At 64.0% G+C, this 15,925-nt stretch carries 28 protein-coding genes; 27 read left to right on the top strand and 1 reads right to left on the bottom strand.

Annotated elements, in window-relative coordinates:
* The first annotated feature begins 113 nt into the window (after positions 1 to 113).
* From rpsJ to BYZ73_RS19390, 23 genes are all read left to right on the top strand, one after another.
* Positions 114 to 422 carry a 30S ribosomal protein S10 gene (gene rpsJ, locus BYZ73_RS19500; RefSeq protein ID WP_042456850.1) on the top strand — a complete coding sequence of 103 codons (309 nt, stop codon included), beginning with the start codon at positions 114 to 116 and terminating at the stop codon, positions 420 to 422.
* 14 nt (positions 423 to 436) lie between these two features.
* Positions 437 to 1,162 carry a 50S ribosomal protein L3 gene (gene rplC, locus BYZ73_RS19495; protein WP_108028836.1) on the top strand — a complete coding sequence of 242 codons (726 nt, stop codon included), beginning with the start codon at positions 437 to 439 and terminating at the stop codon, positions 1,160 to 1,162.
* The gene (gene rplD, locus BYZ73_RS19490) at positions 1,159 to 1,779 is read left to right on the top strand and encodes a 50S ribosomal protein L4 (RefSeq protein WP_108028835.1); all 621 of its coding nucleotides are present in this window, start codon (positions 1,159 to 1,161) and stop codon (positions 1,777 to 1,779) included. The genes rplC and rplD overlap by 4 nt, the downstream gene beginning before the upstream one ends.
* The gene (locus BYZ73_RS19485; RefSeq protein ID WP_042456841.1) at positions 1,776 to 2,072 is read left to right on the top strand and encodes a 50S ribosomal protein L23; all 297 of its coding nucleotides are present in this window, start codon (positions 1,776 to 1,778) and stop codon (positions 2,070 to 2,072) included. Before rplD ends, BYZ73_RS19485 begins: the two co-directional genes overlap by 4 nt.
* A 126-nt stretch (positions 2,073 to 2,198) precedes the next feature.
* Positions 2,199 to 3,038 carry a 50S ribosomal protein L2 gene (gene rplB / locus BYZ73_RS19480; RefSeq protein ID WP_108028834.1) on the top strand — a complete coding sequence of 280 codons (840 nt, stop codon included), beginning with the start codon at positions 2,199 to 2,201 and terminating at the stop codon, positions 3,036 to 3,038.
* Between the two features lie 3 nt (positions 3,039 to 3,041).
* On the top strand, positions 3,042 to 3,320 hold the full coding sequence (gene rpsS, locus BYZ73_RS19475; RefSeq protein ID WP_108028833.1) for a 30S ribosomal protein S19: 279 nt from the start codon (positions 3,042 to 3,044) through the stop codon (positions 3,318 to 3,320).
* Positions 3,321 to 3,325: 5 nt separating this feature from the next.
* Complete coding sequence (gene rplV, locus BYZ73_RS19470; protein ID WP_108028832.1) at positions 3,326 to 3,706, top strand: 50S ribosomal protein L22; 381 nt, start codon at positions 3,326 to 3,328, stop codon at positions 3,704 to 3,706.
* On the top strand, positions 3,706 to 4,410 hold the full coding sequence (rpsC, locus tag BYZ73_RS19465) for a 30S ribosomal protein S3 (protein ID WP_075784665.1): 705 nt from the start codon (positions 3,706 to 3,708) through the stop codon (positions 4,408 to 4,410). Before rplV ends, rpsC begins: the two co-directional genes overlap by 1 nt.
* A 19-nt stretch (positions 4,411 to 4,429) precedes the next feature.
* Entirely contained in the window at positions 4,430 to 4,843 is a 414-nt protein-coding gene (rplP, locus tag BYZ73_RS19460; protein WP_075784666.1) for a 50S ribosomal protein L16, read from the top strand.
* 223 nt (positions 4,844 to 5,066) lie between these two features.
* Positions 5,067 to 5,267, top strand: coding sequence for a 50S ribosomal protein L29 (gene rpmC, locus BYZ73_RS19455; protein WP_108028831.1), 201 nt, complete (start codon positions 5,067 to 5,069; stop codon positions 5,265 to 5,267).
* Between the two features lie 14 nt (positions 5,268 to 5,281).
* Entirely contained in the window at positions 5,282 to 5,515 is a 234-nt protein-coding gene (gene rpsQ / locus BYZ73_RS19450) for a 30S ribosomal protein S17 (RefSeq protein WP_108028830.1), read from the top strand.
* A gap of 64 nt (positions 5,516 to 5,579) precedes the next feature.
* A complete protein-coding gene (rplN, locus tag BYZ73_RS19445) occupies positions 5,580 to 5,948 on the top strand; it encodes a 50S ribosomal protein L14 (protein WP_005621870.1) in 369 nt (122 codons plus the stop codon).
* On the top strand, positions 5,948 to 6,262 hold the full coding sequence (gene rplX, locus BYZ73_RS19440) for a 50S ribosomal protein L24 (protein ID WP_112317335.1): 315 nt from the start codon (positions 5,948 to 5,950) through the stop codon (positions 6,260 to 6,262). The genes rplN and rplX overlap by 1 nt, the downstream gene beginning before the upstream one ends.
* Complete coding sequence (gene rplE, locus BYZ73_RS19435) at positions 6,255 to 6,818, top strand: 50S ribosomal protein L5 (RefSeq protein ID WP_108028828.1); 564 nt, start codon at positions 6,255 to 6,257, stop codon at positions 6,816 to 6,818. The genes rplX and rplE overlap by 8 nt, the downstream gene beginning before the upstream one ends.
* A gap of 21 nt (positions 6,819 to 6,839) precedes the next feature.
* Positions 6,840 to 7,145 (top strand): 30S ribosomal protein S14, encoded by a 306-nt coding sequence (gene rpsN, locus BYZ73_RS19430; protein WP_075784671.1) that lies wholly within the window; start codon positions 6,840 to 6,842, stop codon positions 7,143 to 7,145.
* Between the two features lie 12 nt (positions 7,146 to 7,157).
* Positions 7,158 to 7,556, top strand: a complete 399-nt coding sequence (rpsH, locus tag BYZ73_RS19425) for a 30S ribosomal protein S8 (protein ID WP_108028827.1) — start codon at positions 7,158 to 7,160, stop codon at positions 7,554 to 7,556.
* Positions 7,557 to 7,567: 11 nt separating this feature from the next.
* A complete protein-coding gene (gene rplF / locus BYZ73_RS19420) occupies positions 7,568 to 8,101 on the top strand; it encodes a 50S ribosomal protein L6 (protein WP_112317334.1) in 534 nt (177 codons plus the stop codon).
* Positions 8,102 to 8,112: 11 nt separating this feature from the next.
* Entirely contained in the window at positions 8,113 to 8,472 is a 360-nt protein-coding gene (rplR, locus tag BYZ73_RS19415; protein ID WP_075784673.1) for a 50S ribosomal protein L18, read from the top strand.
* 11 nt (positions 8,473 to 8,483) lie between these two features.
* A complete protein-coding gene (rpsE, locus tag BYZ73_RS19410; protein ID WP_075784674.1) occupies positions 8,484 to 9,047 on the top strand; it encodes a 30S ribosomal protein S5 in 564 nt (187 codons plus the stop codon).
* A gap of 12 nt (positions 9,048 to 9,059) precedes the next feature.
* A complete protein-coding gene (gene rpmD / locus BYZ73_RS19405) occupies positions 9,060 to 9,248 on the top strand; it encodes a 50S ribosomal protein L30 (RefSeq protein ID WP_075784675.1) in 189 nt (62 codons plus the stop codon).
* A 258-nt stretch (positions 9,249 to 9,506) separates the two neighbouring features.
* Positions 9,507 to 9,983 carry a 50S ribosomal protein L15 gene (gene rplO, locus BYZ73_RS19400; protein ID WP_112317333.1) on the top strand — a complete coding sequence of 159 codons (477 nt, stop codon included), beginning with the start codon at positions 9,507 to 9,509 and terminating at the stop codon, positions 9,981 to 9,983.
* A 118-nt stretch (positions 9,984 to 10,101) separates the two neighbouring features.
* Complete coding sequence (secY, locus tag BYZ73_RS19395; protein WP_108028824.1) at positions 10,102 to 11,460, top strand: preprotein translocase subunit SecY; 1,359 nt, start codon at positions 10,102 to 10,104, stop codon at positions 11,458 to 11,460.
* Positions 11,457 to 12,101 carry an adenylate kinase gene (locus BYZ73_RS19390; protein WP_112317332.1) on the top strand — a complete coding sequence of 215 codons (645 nt, stop codon included), beginning with the start codon at positions 11,457 to 11,459 and terminating at the stop codon, positions 12,099 to 12,101. The genes secY and BYZ73_RS19390 overlap by 4 nt, the downstream gene beginning before the upstream one ends.
* 45 nt (positions 12,102 to 12,146) lie before the next feature.
* Here BYZ73_RS19390 and BYZ73_RS19385 read toward each other — a convergent pair whose 3' ends face one another.
* Positions 12,147 to 12,992 carry a hypothetical protein gene (locus BYZ73_RS19385; protein WP_112317331.1) on the bottom strand — a complete coding sequence of 282 codons (846 nt, stop codon included), beginning with the start codon at positions 12,990 to 12,992 and terminating at the stop codon, positions 12,147 to 12,149.
* A gap of 441 nt (positions 12,993 to 13,433) precedes the next feature.
* On the opposite strand from BYZ73_RS19385, the gene rpsM reads away from it, so the two are divergent.
* From rpsM to rplQ, 4 genes are all read left to right on the top strand, one after another.
* Positions 13,434 to 13,802 carry a 30S ribosomal protein S13 gene (rpsM, locus tag BYZ73_RS19380; RefSeq protein WP_075784680.1) on the top strand — a complete coding sequence of 123 codons (369 nt, stop codon included), beginning with the start codon at positions 13,434 to 13,436 and terminating at the stop codon, positions 13,800 to 13,802.
* A gap of 15 nt (positions 13,803 to 13,817) precedes the next feature.
* Positions 13,818 to 14,207 carry a 30S ribosomal protein S11 gene (rpsK, locus tag BYZ73_RS19375; protein ID WP_075784681.1) on the top strand — a complete coding sequence of 130 codons (390 nt, stop codon included), beginning with the start codon at positions 13,818 to 13,820 and terminating at the stop codon, positions 14,205 to 14,207.
* Between the two features lie 116 nt (positions 14,208 to 14,323).
* The gene (locus BYZ73_RS19370; protein WP_108028821.1) at positions 14,324 to 15,340 is read left to right on the top strand and encodes a DNA-directed RNA polymerase subunit alpha; all 1,017 of its coding nucleotides are present in this window, start codon (positions 14,324 to 14,326) and stop codon (positions 15,338 to 15,340) included.
* 120 nt (positions 15,341 to 15,460) lie between these two features.
* The gene (gene rplQ / locus BYZ73_RS19365) at positions 15,461 to 15,880 is read left to right on the top strand and encodes a 50S ribosomal protein L17 (protein ID WP_112317330.1); all 420 of its coding nucleotides are present in this window, start codon (positions 15,461 to 15,463) and stop codon (positions 15,878 to 15,880) included.
* Positions 15,881 to 15,925: the final 45 nt, after the last annotated feature.

Genomic DNA, 15,925 nt, shown 5'->3' with positions numbered 1-15,925 from the left:
ATCCGCGAAGGCGGCCGCACCGTCGGCGCCGGCGTCGTCTCCAAGATCATCAAGTAACGAAAAGGCCCGGGCGGGTCCGATGGACCCGCCCTTCAGCCTGAGGGCACAAAAACATGCAAAGTCAGAATATCCGCATTCGGCTGAAGGCCTTCGACTACCGCGTTCTGGATGCCAGCACGCAGGAGATCGTGAACACCGCCAAGCGGACCGGCGCCCAGGTGCGCGGGCCCATTCCGCTGCCGAACAAGATCGAAAAATTCACGGTTCTTCGTGGCCCCCACATCGACAAGAAGTCCCGCGATCAATGGGAAATCCGCACGCACAAGCGGCTTCTCGACATCATCGACCCGACCCCCCAGACCGTGGACGCGCTGATGAAGCTCGACCTGGCTGCCGGTGTCGACGTCGAAATCAAGGTTTGAGGAGGGCACCGAAGATGCGCTCTGGAGTTATCGCAAAGAAGCTGGGCATGACCCGGCTGTTCATGGACGACGGCCGTCAGGTGCCGGTCACCGTCCTGCAGCTTGACGGCTGCCAGGTCGTGGCCCAGCGGACCGTCGAAACCGACGGCTACACCGCGGTCCAGCTGGGCGCGGGCTCGGCCAAGGCCAAGCGCGTGTCGGCCCCGATGCGCGGCCACTTCGCCAAGGCCAGCGTCGCGCCCAAGCGGAAGCTCGCGGAATTCCGCGTGGCCCCCGAAAACCTGATCGGCGTCGGTGAGGAAATCACCGCCGACCACTATTTCGAAGGCCAGTTCGTCGATGTCAGCGGCACGTCGATCGGTAAAGGCTTTGCCGGTGTCATGAAGCGGCACAATTTCGGCGGTCTGCGCGCCTCGCACGGTGTGTCGGTCAGCCACCGCTCGCATGGCTCGACCGGTCAATGTCAGGACCCGGGTCGCGTGTTCAAGGGCAAGAAGATGGCCGGTCACCTGGGCTCGGCCCGCGTCACCACGCAGAACCTGCAGGTGGTGAAGACCGACGCCGATCGTGGCCTGATCATGATCAAGGGGGCCGTCCCCGGCGCCAAGGGCGGCTGGGTCACCATCAAGGACGCGGTCAAGAAGGCGACCCCGGACAATCTGGTGCTGCCCGCGGCCCTGAAATCGGCCAAGGCCGAGGCGCCCGCTGCCGAAGCGACCGCCGAAGGAGGCGAAGAATGAAACTCGACGTGATCAAACTGGACGGCGCCAAGGCCGGCACCGTCGATCTCGGCGACGAGATCTTCGGCCTCGAGCCCCGCGCCGACATCCTGCACCGCGTGGTGCGCTGGCAGCGCGCCCGCGCGCAGGCCGGCACCCACAAGGTCAAGACCCGGTCCGAGACCAGCTACTCGACCAAGAAGATCTATCGCCAGAAAGGCACCGGTGGCGCGCGTCACGGGGACCGGAACGCGCCGATCTTCCGCAAGGGTGGCGTCTACAAGGGCCCGACCCCGCGCAGCCATGCCCACGACCTGCCGAAGAAATTCCGCAAGCTGGGCCTCAAGCACGCGCTCAGCGCCAAGCTGAAGGCGGGCGAACTGATCGTTCTGGAATCGGCCGAGATGGCCGCGCCCAAGACCTCGGATCTGGCCAAATCGGTCAAGAACCTGGGCTGGAAGCGCGTGCTGATCATCGACGGCGCCGAGGTGAACGAGAACTTCGCCATGGCGGCCCGCAACATCGAGGGTCTCGATGTGCTGCCGTCGATGGGCGCCAACGTCTATGACATCCTCCGCCGTGACACTCTGGTGCTTACGAAGGCGGGTGTCGAAGCCCTGGAGGCTCGACTGAAATGAGCGTGAAGCCCGAACATTACGACGTGATCCGCAAGCCGATCATCACCGAGAAAGCGACGATGGCCTCTGAGGCCAATGCCGTGGTCTTCGAGGTGGCGATGGACGCGAACAAGCCCGAGATCAAGGAAGCGGTGGAGAACCTCTTCGGCGTCAAGGTGAAGGCGGTCAACACCACCATCACCAAGGGCAAGGTCAAGCGGTTCAAGGGCATTCTCGGCCGCCGCAAGAACGTCAAGAAGGCCTATGTGACCCTCGAAGAGGGCAACACTATCGACGTGACCACCGGTCTCTGATAGAACGCCGCGAATCTTCGGCCCCGGTCCCGACCGGGGCCGGATTTTTTCTCCTCACGGCGGGGTCTTCGGACCCCTGACGACAACCGGACCATTCAGGTCCGAAGCTGACGGAAGACAGAAAGCATGGCACTCAAGTCGTACAAGCCGACGACGCCGGGCCAGCGTGGGCTGGTTCTGATCGACCGTTCCGAGCTTTGGAAAGGGCGCCCGGTCAAGACCCTCACCGAGGGCCTGACCAAATCGGGCGGCCGGAACAACGCCGGGCGGATCACGGCACGTCGCCGTGGCGGCGGGGCGAAGCGCCTCTACCGCATCGTTGATTTCAAGCGGACCAAGTTCGATGTGGTCGGCACCGTTGAACGGATCGAATACGACCCGAACCGGACCGCCTTCATCGCCCTGATCCGCTACGAGGATGGCGAACAGGCCTACATCCTGGCGCCGCAGCGCCTGGGCGTCGGCGACAAGGTCGTCGCCTCTAAGAAGGCCGACGTGAAGCCCGGCAACGCGATGCCCTTCACCGGCATGCCGATCGGCACGATCGTGCACAACGTCGAACTGAAGCCCGGCAAGGGCGGCCAGATCGCGCGTGCCGCGGGCACCTATGCCCAGTTCGTCGGCCGTGACGGCGGCTATGCCCAGATCCGGCTTTCGTCGGGCGAACTGCGCCTGGTCCGTCAGGAATGCATGGCGACCGTGGGCGCGGTGTCGAACCCCGACAACAGCAACCAGAACATCGGCAAGGCCGGCCGCAACCGCCATCTGGGCAAACGCCCGTCGGTCCGCGGCGTCGTGATGAACCCGATCGACCACCCCCATGGCGGCGGCGAAGGCCGGACTTCGGGTGGTCGTCACCCGGTGACCCCTTGGGGCAAGCCGACCAAAGGCGCCAAGACGCGCCGCAACAAGGCGACCGACAAGTACATCCTCCGGTCCCGTCACGCGCGCAAGAAGGGTCGCTAAGCCATGTCTCGTTCTGTCTGGAAAGGCCCCTTCGTCGACTCTTATGTCCTCAAGAAGGCCGAGAAAGCCCGCGAGTCGAGCCGCAACGAGGTCATCAAGATCTGGTCGCGCCGCTCCACCATCCTGCCCCAGTTCGTGGGGCTCACCTTTGGCGTCTACAACGGGCACAAGCATATTCCCGTGCTGGTGACCGAAGAGATGATCGGCCAGAAGTTCGGTGAATATTCGCCGACCCGGACCTATTACGGTCACGCGGCCGACAAGAAAGCGAAGAAGAGGTAAGCGTCATGGGCAAGGCAAAGAACCCCCGCCGCGTGGCCGAGAATGAAGCGATGGCCAAGACGCGCATGCTTCGCACCTCTCCGCAGAAGCTGAACCTGGTCGCCGCGATGATCCGCGGCAAGAAGGTCGACCGTGCGCTCGCCGATCTGACCTTCTCGAAGAAGCGGATCGCCGAAGACGTGAAGAAATGCCTTCAGTCCGCGATCGCCAACGCCGAGAACAACCATAACCTCGACGTCGACGAACTGATCGTGGCCGAGGCTTATGTGGGCAAGAACCTGACGCTGAAGCGCGGCCAGCCGCGTGCCCGTGGCCGGTTCGGCAAGATCATGAAGCCGTTCTCGGAACTCACCATCAAGGTCCGCCAGGTCGAGGAGCAAGCCTAATGGGTCACAAGGTCAATCCGATCGGCATGCGCCTCCAAGTCAACCGGACCTGGGACAGCCGCTGGTACGCCGACACCAAGGATTACGGCGATCTTCTTCTCGAAGACGTCAAGATGCGCGAGTTCATCAAGGACGAGTGCAAGCAGGCCGGCGTCAGCCGCATCATCATCGAGCGTCCGCACAAGAAATGCCGTGTGACGATCCACACGGCGCGTCCGGGCGTGATCATCGGCAAGAAAGGCGCGGATATCGAGACGCTGCGCAAGAAGCTTGCCAACATGACCAAGAGCGAGCTGCACCTCAACATCGTCGAGGTCCGCAAGCCCGAGCTTGACGGTCAGCTGGTGGCGGAATCGATCGCCCAGCAGCTGGAACGTCGGGTCAGCTTCCGCCGCGCGATGAAACGCTCGGTGCAGAACGCCATGCGCATGGGTGCGCTGGGTATCCGGGTCAACGTGTCGGGCCGCCTCGGCGGCGCCGAGATCGCCCGGACGGAATGGTATCGCGAAGGCCGGGTGCCGCTGCACACGCTGCGCGCCGACATCGACTATGCCACCGCCGAAGCCACGACGCCCTACGGCATCATCGGCATCAAGGTCTGGATCTTCAAAGGCGAGATCATGGAGCACGATCCCAGTGCCCGCGACCGTCGTCAGGCAGAGCTCCAGGAGGGCGGGAGCGGCCCGTCCCGTCCGCGCCGCTGAGCCCTGAAGGAGAACAGAGATGCTGCAACCCAAGCGCACGAAATTCCGCAAGATGCACAAGGGCCGGATTCACGGCCAGGCTAAAGGCGGATTCGAGCTCAACTTCGGCCATTTCGGCCTGAAGGCGACCGAGCCCGAGCGAGTGACCGCGCGTCAGATCGAGGCAGCTCGCCGCGCCCTGACCCGCCACATGAAACGTCAGGGCCGGGTCTGGATCCGGATCTTCCCCGACACCCCCGTCTCGTCGAAACCGACCGAGGTCCGGATGGGTAAAGGGAAGGGGTCTGTCGATTTCTGGGCCGCGAAGATCAAGCCCGGCCGGATCATGTTCGAGATCGACGGTGTCAACGAGACCATCGCCCGCGAGGCGCTGCGTCTGGCGGCCATGAAGCTGCCGATCAAGACCCGGATCGTCGAACGCGAAGACTGGTAATTCCGGTCGCCTGAAATCATGAGGGGCCCCCGCGCCAAGGCGGGGGCCTTTTCTTTCCGGTGGTTCCCGAACCGCGGCCCGGCCGGGCGAATGCGATCGGGGCTTGCTTTATTCGGGTTAGGGGCTTATGGGGGCCTCTCATCCGCTAACCTCCATCGGAATCAGGGTGACCCTCGCGAGAGGCTTGGGGCCCTCCGTTGATGTTGAAAGGACGAAAAAGGCGATGAACGCCCAGGAACTGCGAGACAAGACGCCCGACCAGCTGCGCGACGCGCTGGCGAGCCTGAAGAAAGAGGCCTTCAACCTGCGCTTTCAGCAGGCCACGAACGCGCTCGAGAACACCGCCCGCATCCGCGAAGTCCGCCGCGACGTCGCCCGCGTGAAAACGGTGCTGAACGAAAAAGCCGCCAAGGCGTCGGAATAAGGGGAGCCTGACAGATGCCCAAACGTATCCTGCAAGGCACCGTGACCAGCGATCTGAACGATCAGACCGTCACCGTCCTGGTCGAACGCCGCTTCACGCACCCCGTGCTGAAGAAGACCATCCGTAAGTCCAAGAAATACCGGGCTCACGACGAGAACAACACCTTCAAGGTGGGCGACATGGTCCGCATTCAGGAATGCGCGCCCAAGTCGAAGACGAAACGCTGGGAGGTGGTGGCGCAGGTCTGACCTGTACCGCCTTCCGGTTTGAGCGAAACCCTGGGACCAGTTCCCAAAGGTCGGGAGAAACCAAATGATCCAGATGCAGACCAATCTGGATGTCGCTGACAACTCCGGCGCACGCCGGGTGCAGTGCATCAAGGTCCTCGGTGGGTCCAAGCGGAAATACGCTTCGGTCGGCGACATCATCGTCGTTTCCGTGAAAGAAGCCATTCCGCGCGGCCGCGTCAAGAAAGGCGATGTCCGCAAGGCTGTCGTCGTGCGCACGGCCAAGGAAGTCCGCCGCGAGGACGGCACCGCGATCCGCTTCGATCGCAACGCCGCCGTGATCCTCAACAACAACAACGAACCTGTCGGCACCCGGATCTTCGGGCCCGTCGTGCGCGAACTGCGTGCGAAGAACTTCATGAAGATCATCTCGCTGGCTCCGGAGGTGCTCTGATGGCTGCCAAGCTGAAAAAGGGCGACAAGGTCGTCGTGCTCGCCGGCAAGGACAAGGGTCGTGAAGGCACCATCCTGTCGGTCGATCCCAAGGCCGGCAAGGCCGTGGTCGAGGGCCTGAACATGGCGGTCCGTCACCAGCGCCAGACCCAGACCAGCCAGGGCGGCCGCATGCCGAAAGTCATGCCGATCGACCTGTCGAACCTCGCCATGGTCGACCCCAAAGAGGGCGGCCCGACCCGCGTCGGCTTCCGCGTGGAAGACGGCAAGAAGGTTCGCTTTGCCAAGAAATCGGGGGAAGTGATCGATGCTTGATGCTGCCACCTACACCCCGCGCCTCAAGTCGCTCTACCGGGAAACCATCCGGGCCGCTCTGAAGGAAGAGTTCGGCTACAAGAACGACATGATGATCCCGCGGCTCGACAAGATCGTGCTGAACATCGGCTGCGGTGCCGAAGCGGTGCGCGATTCCAAGAAGTCGAAATCGGCGCAGGAAGACCTGAGCCGGATCGCCGGTCAGAAAGCGGTCATCACCAAGGCCAAGAAGTCGATCGCCGGCTTCCGGGTCCGTGAGGACATGCCGCTCGGGACCAAGGTCACGCTGCGCGGCGACCGGATGTACGAATTCCTCGACCGCCTGATCACCATCGCGATGCCGCGCATCCGGGACTTCCGGGGCGTCTCGGGCAAGGCCTTCGACGGCCGCGGCAACTACGCGATGGGCCTGAAAGAGCACATCGTGTTCCCCGAGATCGAGTACGACAAGGTCGACGAGGTCTGGGGCATGGATATCGTCATTGCCACCACCGCGCGTACCGACGCGGAAGCGAAGGCGCTGTTGAAGCATTTCAACATGCCGTTCAACAGCTGATCGCGGGAGGGAGAACACCACATGGCTAAGAAATCTATGGTCGAACGCGAACTCAAGCGCCAGCGCCTGGTGGAGAAATACGCCGCCAAACGCGCCAAGCTGAAAGAGATCGCGACCAACGAGGATCTTCCGATGGAAGAGCGGTTCAAGGCGCGCCTCAAGCTCGCCAAGCTGCCGCGCAATTCCTCGGCAACCCGGCTGCACAACCGCTGCCAGCTCACCGGGCGTCCGCACGCCTATTACCGCAAGTTGAAAATCTCGCGGATCATGCTGCGCGATCTGGGCTCGATGGGCCAGATCCCCGGCATGGTGAAGTCGAGCTGGTAAGGAGGGGAAGAGATGTCCGTGAACGATCCTCTCGGCGATATGCTGACCCGCATCCGCAACGCGCAGATGCGTGGCAAATCGACGGTGCGTACGCCCGCCTCCAAGCTTCGCGCCTGGGTGCTCGACGTGCTGAAAGACGAAGGCTACATCCGCGGCTACGAGGCCACGACCGGCAAGACCGGCCTGCCCGAGCTGGAAGTCAGCCTGAAATACTATGAAGGCCAGCCGGTCATTCGCGAAGTCAAGCGCGTCTCGACCCCCGGCCGGCGCGTCTACATGAGCGTGAAGGACCTGCCCTCGGTGCGCCAGGGTCTGGGTGTCTCGATCGTGTCGACGTCCAAGGGCGTGATGTCGGATGCGGCTGCGCGGTCGGCGAATGTCGGCGGCGAAGTGCTCTGCACGGTGTTCTAAGGAGGAAGGCAATGTCTCGTATTGGTAAGAAACCGGTCGAGCTGCCGTCGGGTGTTTCGGCATCCGTCTCCGGCCAGACCGTCGAAGTGATGGGGCCCAAGGGCACCCGCAGCTTTACCGCGACCGACGATGTCACCATCGCGGTCGAGGATAACGCCGTCAGCGTCACGCCGCGCGGCACGTCCAAGCGCGCCCGTCAGCAATGGGGCATGTCCCGGACGATGGTTCAGAACCTCGTCAAGGGCGTGACCGAGGGCTTCAAGCGCGAGCTTGAGATCCAGGGCGTCGGCTACCGGGCCGCGATGCAGGGGAACGTGCTCAAGCTGAACCTCGGCTACTCGCACGAAGTCAACTTCGAGGTTCCGCAGGGCATCACCGTGACCGCCCCGAAACCGACCGAGATCGTGGTGGAAGGCATCGACCAGCAACAGGTCGGCCAGGTTGCCGCGAACATCCGCGAGTGGCGCGGCCCCGAGCCCTACAAGGGCAAGGGCATCCGCTACAAGGGTGAGTTCATCTTCCGTAAGGAAGGCAAGAAGAAGTAAGGGCGCGACAGATGGCAAACAGCAAAAGACACCTGTTCCTGAAACGCCGCCTGCGCGTTCGGAACAAGCTTCGCAAGATGAATGCCGGGCGGCTTCGCCTGTCGGTTCATCGCAGCAACAAGAACATCAGCGTGCAGCTGATCGACGACGTTCAGGGCGTGACCCTGGCCGCGGCCTCCTCGCTCGAGAAAGAGCTGGGCGTCATCGGCAAGAACAACGTCGAGGCGGCTGCCAAGGTGGGCTCGGCCATCGCCGAGCGCGCCAAGAAAGCCGGCGTCGAGGAATGCTACTTCGACCGCGGCGGCTTCCTCTTTCACGGCAGCGTCAAGGCTCTGGCCGACGCCGCGCGTGAAGGCGGCCTGAAGTTCTAAGGAGACGAGATATGGCAGAACGTGAGAACCGCCGGGACCGTCGCGATCGCGAGGAAACCCCGGAATTCGCCGATCGTCTCGTGGCGATCAACCGCGTGTCCAAGACCGTGAAGGGGGGCAAGCGCTTCGGCTTTGCCGCTCTCGTGGTCGTGGGCGACCAGAAGGGCCGCGTCGGCTTCGGCAAGGGCAAGGCCAAGGAAGTGCCGGAGGCGATCCGCAAGGCGACCGAGCAGGCCAAACGCAGCCTGATGCGCGTCCCGCTGCGCGAAGGCCGCACCCTGCACCATGACATCGAGGGCCGCCATGGCGCGGGCCGCGTTGTGATGCGCACCGCCCCGCAAGGGACCGGGATCATCGCCGGCGGTCCGATGCGCGCCGTGTTCGAGATGCTGGGCGTCCAGGACGTGGTCGCCAAGTCGATCGGTTCGCAGAACCCCTACAACATGATCCGCGCGACGCTGGACGGGCTTGCCCGCGAAAGCTCGCCGCGTCAGGTTGCGCAACGCCGTGGCAAGAAGGTCGCTGAAATCCTCAAGAAGGACGATGCGCCGGTTGCCGAAGCGGCCGAAGCGTAAGGAGATCCGAGCATGGCCAAGACCATCGTCGTCAAGCAGATCGGCTCGCCGATCCGCCGCCCCGACATCCAGCGCCGGACCCTGATCGGACTGGGGCTGAACAAGATGCACAAGACCCGGGAACTGGAAGACACCCCCGCGATCCGCGGCATGGTCGCCAAGATCCCGCACCTGGTCGAGATCATCGAAGAACGCGGCTGATCGCCCGTTCGCAGATCTGAAAGGCGCTCCGGGAACCCGGGGCGCCTTTGCCGTTTCGCGAGGACGCCCCGGCGCGGGCAGGGCAGGGCAAGACGGGGAGGGCAGGGCGCCGGAAGCGGGCGCCTGCGAATCCCTTGCTTCGCGGCGGCTCTGCGTCTATACGCCCCCGGTGGCCCCGCAGGGCCGTCCGGAAACAGTCAAGAAACGCCGTGGCCACCCAATTCGCTTCGGGGGTGCGTCCGGCAAAGGAGAAGCGACATGAAACTGCATGAACTGCGCGACAATGACGGCGCCGCAAAGAAGGCCAAACGGGTCGGCCGCGGCCCGGGCTCGGGCAAGGGCAAGACCGCCGGTCGCGGTATCAAGGGTCAGAAATCCCGCTCGGGTGTGGCGATCAACGGGTATGAAGGCGGTCAGATGCCGCTCTACCAACGTCTGCCCAAGCGCGGCTTCAACAAGCCGAACCGCAAGGACTATGCGGTGGTGAACCTGGGCCTGATCCAGAAATTCGTCGAGGCCGGCAAACTCGATGGCTCGGCCCCGATCACCGAAGACGCGCTGGTCGCCTCGGGTCTGGTGCGCCGCAAGCTGGATGGCATCCGCGTCCTGGCGAAAGGCGAAGTGACCTCGAAGCTTTCGATCGAAGTTACCGGTGCCTCGAAAGCCGCCATCGAGGCGGTCGAGAAGGCCGGCGGGTCGCTCAAGGTCGCGACCGTTGCGGCCGAGGCCGCGTAAGGCTTCGAATTAAGGGATTGTGGGCGGCGTCCGCGCCGCTTAAATCTCCCCTAGTTTTCCAATGCGCCGCCGGAGCCGGAAGACGGTCCGGCGGCGCTGTCCTTGAAAGAGGCTCAGCATGGCATCAGCAGCAGAGCAAATGGCGGCGAACATGAGCTGGGGGGCCTTTGGCAAGGCCACCGAGCTTCGCCAGAGGATCCTGTTCACCCTGGGGCTTCTGATCGTCTACCGGCTTGGCACCTACATCCCCGTTCCCGGCATCGACGGGGCGGCGCTTCGCGACTTCATGGAGCGCGCTTCGACCGGGCTCGGCGGCATCCTGTCGATGTTCACCGGCGGCGCGCTGGGAAGGATGGGGATCTTCGCTCTGGGGATCATGCCGTATATCTCGGCCTCGATCATCGTCCAGCTTCTGGCGGCGATGGTCCCGCAGCTCGAGGCGCTCAAGAAAGAGGGCGAACAGGGCCGCAAGAAGATCAACCAGTATACCCGCTATGGCACGGTGTTCCTGGCGGCGTTCCAGGCTTACGGGCTGGCGGTCAGCCTTGAGGCGGGCAACCTCGCGACCGATCCGGGCTGGTTCTTCCGGGCCTCGACGGTGATCACCATCGTCGGCGGCACAATGTTCCTGATGTGGCTCGGCGAACAGATCACCGCCCGCGGCGTCGGTAACGGCATCTCGCTGATCATCTTCGTGGGCATCATCGCCCAGGCCCCGGCGGCGCTGGCGCAGTTCCTCAGCCAGGGGCGGTCGGGCGCGATCCATCCGGGCGTGATCATCGGCGTGCTGGTGATGGTCGTTCTGGTGATCGCCTTCGTGGTCTTCATGGAACGCGCGCTGCGCAAGATCCATATCCAGTATCCGCGCCGTCAGGTCGGCATGAAGATGTATGACGGCGGGTCGAGCCACCTGCCAGTCAAGGTCAACCCGGCGGGCGTGATCCCGGCGATCTTCGCCTCGTCGCTGCTGTTGCTGCCGACCACGATCTCGACCTTCTCGGGCACCCAGACCGGGCCGGTGATGTCGGTGATCCTGGCCTATTTCGGTCCCGGTCAGCCGCTGTACCTGCTGTTCTTCTCGGCCATGATCGTGTTCTTCACCTACTTCTACACGTTCAACGTGGCCTTCAAGACCGAGGACGTGGCCGACAACCTCAAGAACCAGAACGGCTTCATCCCCGGCATTCGGCCCGGCAAGCGCACTCAGGACTATCTGGACTATGTCGTGACCCGGGTTCTGGTGCTGGGCTCGGCCTATCTGGCGCTGGTGTGTCTGCTGCCCGAGATCCTGCGGTCGCAACTGGCCATTCCGTTCTATTTTGGCGGCACGTCCGTCCTGATCGTGGTGTCGGTGACGATGGACACGATCCAACAGATCCAGTCCCACCTGCTGGCGCATCAGTACGAGGGGCTGATCGAAAAATCGCAACTCAGGCGCAAGCGCAAAGGCGCAAGAAAAGGGACAGCTCGCAGATGAACATCATCCTACTGGGCCCCCCCGGAGCCGGTAAGGGCACGCAAGCCCGCCGGCTCGTGGAGGAACGGGGCATGACCCAGCTTTCCACCGGTGACATGCTGCGCGAGGCGCGCAGTTCGGGCACCGAGATGGGACGGAAGGTGGCCGAGGTCATGGACCGCGGCGAACTGGTGACCGACGAGATCGTGATCGGCCTCATTGCCGAGAAGCTTGAGGCGGGCGCCGGAGGCGGGTTCATCTTCGACGGCTTTCCGCGGACGCTGGCCCAGGCCGATGCGCTTGGCGCGTTGCTGGACCGGATGGGGCAGAAGCTCGATGCCGTGATCGAGATGCGGGTCGATGACGAGGCGCTGGTCGCCCGGATCACCGCGCGCTCGAACTGCGGCAGCTGCGGCGAGGTCTATAACGACCTGACCAGGCCGATCCCGGCCGACGGCAAATGCACCAAATGCGGCGGCACCGAGTTCAAGCGCCGGGCCGACGACAACGAGACCAGCCTGCGTCAGCGGCTGATGGAGTATTACAAGAAGACCTCGCCGCTGATCGGCTATTATTATGCCAAGGGCGATCTGACCGGGGTCGACGGTCTGGCCGAGATCGACGAGGTCTCGGGTGCGATCAAGGCCATTCTCGACGCCTGATCCGGCACGGATCGGGACGGCCCGCCCCAGCAGGGCGGCGGGCCGTCACACCTCGTCGGGCTTTCTGATCTGGGCGGCGAATTCGGGGATGCGGGGCTCGATATAGGCATAGAAGGCCTTGTTCCGTTCGCCCGGGTCCTTGATGCCCTTGATCTGCGCGATGGCGGCGTTCAGCACGTTCACCACCTTCTTGCTGGTCTGGAACTTGGCGGCCAGCCCGCGCGACGGGTGCCAGCCGGTGACGACGCCTTCGAGTGTGGTGAACACCTCGAACAGCTTCCTGTCCTTGGGCGCTGCCCCGGTCGTCGGGTCGAAGGCGGTGTCGGGGCCGGTGACCGGTTCGATCCAGTCGGGCAGCTTGTCCTTGGGGGTCTTGACCAGCTGGTTTGACAGCCAGCTCTTGAAGGCACGGTCCCAGGCCTTGGCGGCCGCCTTCTTGCGCTCTTCCTCGGTCTTGGTCGCGTCGGTCTTGTCGTAAAGCTTGGCCAGGAGCTTGGGCGAGCCGTCCTTGAAGATCTTGCGGGCCTTGCTCATGTCCATGTTGAACTGCTGGGTCACGCGCTCGGGGGCCTGCTCCTTTTCCGGTCCGCTGCCATGGGTCGTCCGGATGCGCCCGCCCTCGGGGAAATAGACGCTGCCGATGATGCCGTCCTTCAGGCTGCAGATCAGCGTCACCTCCTCGTTGCCGCCAAGCTCGTCCAGCGCCCATTGCGGGATGCCGGTTTCCTTCTTCCAGGCTGGCGTCTCGTTCGGGCCGTAGGTGGGCAGGAAGGGGCTGGGCGAGGTGTCGACCTCGCGCTGCAGGGGCGGTCCGAGGGCGCGCAACCGCTGGACAGGGGCGCTGATCTCTGCAAGGCCCCTGAGGGTATCGAGCGTGGCGGTCGCGAGCATGGAAGAGGATGCCTGGCCCGGCGCGGCTGCGGTCCTGACGGGCGCGCGCGGACGGGACCGTGTGGCAGAAGACTTCACGCGGGTCCTCCTTTCTGGCAGGACATGCGGACGCCGCTGCCGCGGCCCGCGGGCGAGGGATACAACCGAAAGGATAGCGCCCCGGCGGCCCCCGGTCCATCGCGATGGCTGCCCAGGTGCGATGCGGCGCATGGGTGGCAAATCGTCGAAATGGATCTTGACAGCTTACGAATACCCTTGACGGGTGCGCGGAATCGCCCTACGCACGGCGTCTCGATAGAGAATCGACCAATTGCCGCAGGCGGGTGAAGCTGACCCGAATCGGCGGTCCGATCAAGGCGGCCCGGAGGCGACAGGCTTTCGGGCCATAGTTGTGAAAAAAGGTTCTGGAGCGACGGAACCGCAACGAAAGGAATATTGCGCGTGGCACGTATTGCTGGCGTCAACATCCCCACCGGGAAACGGGTGCCGATCGCCCTGACCTACATCCATGGCATCGGGCCGACCACGGCCGACGCGATCTGCGAGGCCGTCGGCATCGACAAGACCCGCCGGGTCAACGAGCTGTCGGACGCCGAGGTGCTGTCGATCCGCGAACATATCGACGCCAACCTGACCGTCGAGGGCGACCTGCGCCGCGAAGTTCAGATGAACATCAAGCGCCTGATGGACCTCGGCTGCTATCGCGGCCTGCGTCACCGCCGCAACCTGCCGGTTCGCGGTCAGCGGACGCATACCAACGCCCGTACCCGCAAGGGCCCGGCGAAACCCATCGCCGGCAAGAAGAAATAAGGGAGGGCTCGAGATATGGCACGCGATAAAACCCGGGTCCGCCGCAAGGAACGCAAGAACATCGCCGCCGGTGTGGCGCATGTGAACTCGTCCTTCAACAACACCAAGATCCTGATCTCGGACGTTCAGGGCAACGCCATCGCCTGGTCGTCGGCCGGGACCATGGGCTTCAAGGGCTCGCGCAAGTCGACCCCCTATGCCGCCCAGATGGCTGCCGAGGATGCCGGCCGCAAGGCTCAGGAACATGGCGTCAAGACGCTCGAAGTCGAAGTGCAGGGCCCCGGTTCGGGCCGTGAAAGCGCGCTGCGTGCGCTGGCTGCCATCGGCTTCAACATCACGTCGATTCGCGACGTGACCCCGATCGCGCATAACGGCTGCCGTCCGCCGAAACGCCGCCGGGTCTGATTTCGAACCTTTCGCTCGGGCTGCGCGGCTTCCGCGTGGCCCGAGCCTGTCTTAATTGACCTCGGGCGTCTGCTGCTTCTGGACATGGGCTGCGGGCAGGAATTGAGGAGACACGCATGATCCACAAGAACTGGCAGGAACTCATCAAGCCGACCCAGCTCGAGATCAAGCCGGGCAACGATCCGTCGCGCCAGGCGACGGTCGTGGCCGAGCCGCTGGAGCGGGGCTTCGGGCTGACGCTCGGCAACGCGCTGCGCCGGGTGCTGATGAGCTCGCTGCAGGGGGCAGCCATCACTTCCGTCCAGATCGACAACGTGCTGCATGAGTTCTCGTCGGTGGCTGGGGTCCGCGAGGATGTCACCGACATCGTGCTGAACCTCAAGGGCATCGCTCTGCGGATGGATGTCGAGGGGCCGAAACGCCTGTCGATCTCGGCCAAGGGGCCGGGCGTCGTCACCGCCGGCGACATCTCGGAAAGCGCCGGGATCGAGGTCCTGAACCGCGATCATGTGGTCTGCCACCTCGACGACGGGGCCGACCTGTTCATGGAACTGACCGTGAACACCGGCAAGGGCTATGTCGCCGCCGACAAGAACCGGCCCGAAGACGCGCCGATCGGCCTCATTCCGATCGATGCGATCTATTCGCCGGTGAAGAAGGTGGCCTATGACGTCCAGCCGACCCGCGAGGGTCAGGTTCTGGACTATGACAAGCTGACCCTGAAGATCGAGACCGACGGGTCGGTCACGCCGGACGACGCCGTGGCCTTCGCCGCGCGCATCCTGCAGGACCAGCTGTCGATCTTCGTCAACTTCGACGAACCGGAATCGGCCAGCCGCGAGTCGGACGATGACGGGCTCGAGTTCAATCCGCTTCTGCTGAAGAAGGTGGACGAACTGGAACTGTCGGTCCGCTCGGCGAACTGCCTGAAGAACGACAACATCGTCTATATCGGTGACCTCATTCAGAAGACCGAGGCCGAAATGCTGCGGACCCCGAACTTCGGTCGCAAGTCGCTGAACGAGATCAAGGAAGTGCTGTCCGGCATGGGCTTGCACCTCGGCATGGATGTCGAGGAATGGCCGCCGGAAAACATCGAGGAACTGGCCAAGAAATTCGAGGACCAGTTCTGAGGCACCCAATTCGCGCCGGGCGGCAGGTCCGCCCGGCGTGCAAGACCCGGGCAATTCCGCCCCAAGGAGAGCGGTTCCGAACGCAGGACCGCCGGACAAAGCAAAACGTAGGAGTTTGAAATGCGTCACGCCCGCGGCTATCGCCGCCTGAACCGTACCCACGAACACCGCAAGGCGCTGTTCGCCAACATGGCCGGCTCGCTGATCGAGCACGAGCAGATCAAGACCACGCTGCCCAAGGCCAAGGAACTCAAGCGCATTGCCGACAAGCTGATCACGCTTGGCAAGCGCGGCGACCTGCATGCCCGCCGTCAGGCTGCGGCGCGCCTGAAACAGGACGTCCATGTGGCGAAACTCTTCGAGGTGCTCGGCCCGCGCTATGCCGAACGCAATGGCGGCTATGTCCGCGTGCTGAAAGCCGGTTTCCGCTATGGCGACATGGCCCCGATGGCCATCGTCGAATTCGTGGACCGCGATCTCGACGCCAAGGGCCTTGCGGATCGCGCCCGTCTGGAAGCCGAAGAGTCGGCCGAGGACTGATCCTCCCGGCCCGCCGGGAAGGCCTGCCTTGCGCGGGCCCGGGCG

The sequence above is a fragment of the Rhodovulum viride genome (assembly GCF_003265965.1).
Taxonomy (GTDB): Bacteria; Pseudomonadota; Alphaproteobacteria; order Rhodobacterales; family Rhodobacteraceae; genus Rhodovulum; species Rhodovulum kholense.
Note: the sequence above shows the minus strand (reverse complement) of the source record. Positions and strands in the feature narration are given on the sequence as shown.